Below are 4,746 nucleotides of genomic sequence, written 5' to 3' on the forward strand. Positions count from 1 at the left end.
CGCGACGCCGTCGCCCGCTCCCTCATCACCCTCAAGGCCCTCACATATGAGCCGACCGGCGGCATCGTCGCCGCGCCGACCACCTCCCTGCCCGAGGAGATCGGCGGCGTCCGCAACTGGGACTACCGCTACTGCTGGCTGCGCGACGCCGGGATGGCACTGGAGGCGCTGCTGCGCAGCGGATTCACCGCCGAGGCGGACGCCTGGCGCGGCTGGCTGGCCCGGGCCCTCGCGGGCCGCCCCGAGGACGCGCAGATCATGTACGGCATCGCCGGGGAGCGGCGGCTCACCGAATGGGAGGCCGACTGGCTGCCGGGGTACGAGGGGTCGCGCCCCGTGCGGATCGGCAACGCCGCCGCGGCCCAACGCCAGCTCGACGTGCCCGGCGAGGTCATGGACACCATCCACCTGTCCATCGGCTGCGGACTGCGCCCGCGCCGCCACCTCGTCGACCTCCAGGCGGTCCTCCTCGACCATCTGGAGCAGGCGTGGACCCTGCCCGACCAGGGCCTGTGGGAGATGCGCGGCACCCCCCGCCACTACACCCACTCCAAGGTGATGTGCTGGGTCGCCTTCGACCGGGCGGTCCGCCTCGCGGAGGCGCACGACCGCCCCGGCCCGGTGGAGCACTGGCGCCGGATCCGGGACCGTATCCACCGCGAGGTCTGCGAGCGCGCCTTCGACCCCGACCGGGGCACCTTCACCCAGTCGTACGGCTCCCGCGAACTCGACGCCGCGCTGCTCCAGATCCCGCAGACCGGGTTCCTGCCGCGCGACGACCCCCGCGTCGTCGGCACCGTGGAGGCGGTACGCCGCGAACTCCTCGCCGACGGCCTCGTGGCCCGCTACTCCGCGGGCGGCCCCGACTCCCCGGACGGCTTCACCGGCGGCGAGGGCGCCTTCCTCGCCTGCTCCTTCTGGCTCGCGGACGCCCTGCTGTCGATCGGCCGCGAGGACGAGGCCCGCGCCCTGTACGAGCGGCTGCTCGGCCTGCGCAACGACGTCGGGCTGCTCGCCGAGGAGTACGACCCCCGCGCCCGCCGCCAACTCGGCAACTTCCCCCAGGCGTTCACCCATGTGCCCCTCATCCGGGTCGCCTACGAACTCGACCGGCACGCCCCCCACGCCCGCCGCGGCCACCCCGAGGCGCCGCCGGACCCGGGGGAGGGGTGACCGTGCTGCCGAGGAGCCCGGCGACCGCTCCTCGGACACCCACTTGACGCGGGCCGAGACGGGATCGACACTCCATGAAGGGTATTTCCTAGTGAACAGGTAGGGAATCATGGGGCGCCTGGAGCCGGTGGTGACTCGTGTGCGACGCACACGCCGACAGTCCCTCCTGCTGACCTCCCGCCGTCACATCGACCTGCTGCGCGTCTCCAGCGCGACCCACCCCGCCGGCTGAACCGGCGCTCCGCCGCGCCCGCGGCCGACGAGGACGCGTGCGCCCGCCCGCGTGCGGCGCAGCCGTCGTTCCGTACGCCCGCGTACCGATCCGCCCGTGTGCCGACCGTGCATGCGACCCGCCCGTGTGCCCCGCGACCCTGGGAGACCCATGTCCGCCCTGTCCGTCCACGCCCTGAACGCCGTTCCGACGCAGCGGCCGCAGCCCGTCTTCCGGGGGCGGATCGGCTGTGACGCCCGCAGCGGTCACTACGCCGTCCCGCGCCGGTACCGGCTGCATCTGTCGCTGTCCTGTCCCGGCGCCCTGCGCATCGCCGTCGTGCACGGCCTCCTCGGGCTCGCGGACGTCTGCCCCGTCACGCTCCTGCCCGCCGTCCCCGACGGACCCGACGGCGAACACTCCGAGCTGCGCCCCCTGTACGAGGCCAGCGCCCACCGCTACTCCGGGGCGGCCACCGCGCCGGTCCTCAGCGACGACTGGTCCGGACGCATCGTCAGCACCCACGCCCCGGACATCATGCGCGACCTCGCCCGCCGTTTCGGCGGCGGCCGCCCCGAGCTGTACCCGCGGGACGCCGAGGCGGAGATCGAGGGCGTCACCCGGCTCTGCGCACAGGGCATCGACGCGACCGCGCAACGCGCCGGACAGGCCGACACCGACGACGCGGTACGCCGGGACGCGCTCGGCTCCCTGCTGCGCACCCTGCGCTCCCTCGACGTCCGCCTCGCCCGGCAGGAGTACGTCCTCGGCGACCGAATCACCGCCGCCGACGTCGAGTTGTGGACCAGCCTGGTGCGCCTCGACACCGTGCACCGCTGGCATCTGGACGCCTCCGCCGTGCACCGCGTCGCCGACCACCCGCACCTGTGGGCGTACGCGCGCCGGCTGACCGCCCACCCGGCCTTCGGCCCCCGACTCGACCTCGACGGCATCGCCCGCAGGCACCACGCCCAGTGCCAGGGCCTGGAGGCCGCCGGAGCCGCCGTGCAGATCCTGGACTGGGCCTCCCACGTCCCCGACCAGCCCGTATCGACCAGCGGACCAACGTCCCAGGGTGTGGACGGACATTGACAGAGCCGTACCGGGCCTGCGTTACTTACGGCCACCCGAAGAGCGCGAGGCCCACCGGGGCCGGAAGAACGATGGTGACGAACATGTACGCAACCCCGAGGCCGGCCGCTTGGCGGCGCCACGGTTGCGTGCCGCTCTGCGCCGACCGCGCCGTCGATCTGCTCCGGGTCAACAGCGCACTGTGTAGCGCACGTCGTACGGCCTAGTGCCGTACCTCCGTCGAGGCTGACGGTTCAGTGAACCCCTGAGGCGCCGCTCCCGCGGTCCGCCCCGCCCTTCCGCCAGCCCCGGTGCCGTGCGCATCCGTGCGTCTTCTTCCTGTTCCCCGCCGAGCGGCTCCCGTCCGTCGCGCGGCCCGAAGTCGCCTGCGTCGCCCGGGGTTTCCCACACTCCTCCGGAGCTCACGATGAGTGAACCCCCAGGCGCCGCCGTGTCCGTCGCCGAGGCGCCACCGCCCGCCGACACCCCGTCAAAGACGCTGGCAGCGCAGCGAGTTCTGCCGCTGCGCCGTCCCGGTCGCTGGATCGCGACCGCGGTCGTCCTGGTCCTCGCGGCCCAGTTCGTCCACGGACTGGTGTCCAACCCCTTCTACCAGTGGGACCGCTTCGGCTACTGGTTCCTCCGGCCCACGATCCTCGACGGACTGCTCGTCACCCTCGAAGTCACCGTCTACAGCGCGGTGCTGGGCCTGCTCGGCGGCATCCTGCTCGCCCTCGCCCGCCTCTCGGCGAGCCCTGTCCTGCGCGCCGTCAGCTGGGTCTACATCTGGGCGCTGCGCTCGATCCCGCTGATCGTGGTCCTGCTGTTCCTGTACAACTTCAGCGCCCTCTACAAGACGCTCAGCCTCGGCGTCCCCTTCGGGCCGGCCTTCTTCACCTTCGACGAGTCACGGCTCGCCACCGACATGGTCGTCGCCGTCATCGGCCTCAGCCTCAACGAGGCGGCGTACGCCGCCGAAGTCGTCCGCGGCGGCATCCTCTCCGTCGACCAGGGGCAGCACGAGGCGGCCTCCGCCCTCGGCCTGCCGAAGCGCTACCAGTTCCGCAGGATCGTCTTCCCGCAGGCCCTGCGCTCCATCACCCCCAACTACGTCAACCAGCTGATCGGCCTGGTCAAGAGCACCTCGCTCGTCTTCTACGTCTCCCTGCTCGACCTGTTCGGCACCGCGCAGACCATGGGCGCCACCTACCCCGGCGACATCGTGCCGCTGCTGCTGGTCGTCACCGCCTGGTACCTGCTCCTGACCAGCGTCGTCTCCGTCATCCAGTTCTACGTCGAGCGGTACCACGCCCGGGGCGCCACCCGCACCCTGCCGCCGACGCCGTTGCAGAAACTGCGGGCCGGCCTCACCGAGCTGCGCGCCCGCATCCGCAGGGAGGCCGCCGTATGACCGCCGGGACCACCGAACTCGCCCACGGGGCCACCGAACTCGCCCGGCCCGCGCCCGCCGCCGTGGAGGTGCGCGACGTGCACAAGTGGTACGGCACCCACCGGGTCCTCGACGGCGTGGACCTGACCGTGCGGCCCGGCGAGGTCACCGTGATCCTCGGCCCGTCCGGCTCCGGCAAGTCGACGCTGCTCCGGGTCATCAACCATCTCGAGAAGCCGGAGATCGGCCATGTCAGCGTCAACGGCGAACTGATCGGCGTACGCAGGCACGGCGACCGGCTCAAGGAGCTGAACGAGCGCACCATCCTCGCCCAGCGCAGCCGTATCGGCTTCGTCTTCCAGAACTTCAACCTCTTCCCGCACCTGACCGTCCTCGACAACGTGGCCGCCGCCCCCGTCGCGACCGGGAGGCTCGGCGGGGAACAGGCCCGGGAACTCGCCCGCGAACTGCTGGACCGGGTCGGCCTCGCCGACAAGTCCGGCGCCTACCCACGGCAGTTGTCCGGCGGACAGCAGCAGCGCGTGGCCATCGCCCGCGCCCTCGCGCTGCGGCCCGGCGTCATCCTCTTCGACGAACCCACCTCCGCCCTCGACCCCGAACTCGTCGGTGAGGTCCTCGCCGTGATCAAGGACCTGGCGAGGACCGGCACCACGCTGGTGATCGTCACCCACGAGATCGGCTTCGCCCGGGAGATCGCCGACCGGGTCGTCTTCCTCGACGGCGGCCGCATCGTCGAACAGGGCCCGCCCTCCGAGGTCCTCGACCGGCCGCGCCACGAACGCACCCGGGACTTCCTCGCCAAGGTCCTCTGAGCCGGGCACCGGCGCCCAGAGCCCGCGTCCGGACACTACGGCTTCCCCCCCACACCCCCACACCTGAG

Annotated in this window: 5 protein-coding genes; all 5 read left to right on the plus strand. The window is 72.5% G+C overall.

Going from position 1 to position 4,746, the window contains the following annotated elements:
• A partial coding sequence (locus AOK23_RS26710) for a glycoside hydrolase family 15 protein (protein ID WP_169800333.1) occupies positions 1-1,173 on the plus strand: 1,173 nt, incomplete at its 5' end.
• Between the two features lie 139 nt (positions 1,174-1,312).
• Positions 1,313-1,405, plus strand: a complete 93-nt coding sequence (locus tag AOK23_RS51715) for a putative leader peptide (RefSeq protein WP_338056521.1) — start codon at positions 1,313-1,315, stop codon at positions 1,403-1,405.
• A 150-nt stretch (positions 1,406-1,555) separates the two neighbouring features.
• The gene (locus tag AOK23_RS26715; protein WP_055715181.1) at positions 1,556-2,476 is read left to right on the plus strand and encodes a glutathione S-transferase C-terminal domain-containing protein; all 921 of its coding nucleotides are present in this window, start codon (positions 1,556-1,558) and stop codon (positions 2,474-2,476) included.
• A 406-nt stretch (positions 2,477-2,882) separates the two neighbouring features.
• Entirely contained in the window at positions 2,883-3,866 is a 984-nt protein-coding gene (locus AOK23_RS26720) for an amino acid ABC transporter permease (protein ID WP_055715182.1), read from the plus strand.
• Positions 3,863-4,678: an amino acid ABC transporter ATP-binding protein gene (locus AOK23_RS26725; RefSeq protein WP_055715183.1), complete on the plus strand. Its 816-nt coding sequence runs from the start codon at positions 3,863-3,865 to the stop codon at positions 4,676-4,678. The genes AOK23_RS26720 and AOK23_RS26725 overlap by 4 nt, the downstream gene beginning before the upstream one ends.
• Positions 4,679-4,746: the final 68 nt, after the last annotated feature.

This window comes from Streptomyces torulosus (genome assembly GCF_001419765.1).
Classification (GTDB): Bacteria; Actinomycetota; Actinomycetes; order Streptomycetales; family Streptomycetaceae; genus Streptomyces; species Streptomyces torulosus.

Coding starts and splice junctions, on each gene's coding strand:
- AOK23_RS26725 (WP_055715183.1), top strand. CDS start 3,863: ATGACCGCCGGGACCACCGAACTCGCCCACGGGGCCACCGAACTCGCC.
- AOK23_RS26715 (WP_055715181.1), top strand. CDS start 1,556: ATGTCCGCCCTGTCCGTCCACGCCCTGAACGCCGTTCCGACGCAGCGG.
- AOK23_RS26720 (WP_055715182.1), top strand. CDS start 2,883: ATGAGTGAACCCCCAGGCGCCGCCGTGTCCGTCGCCGAGGCGCCACCG.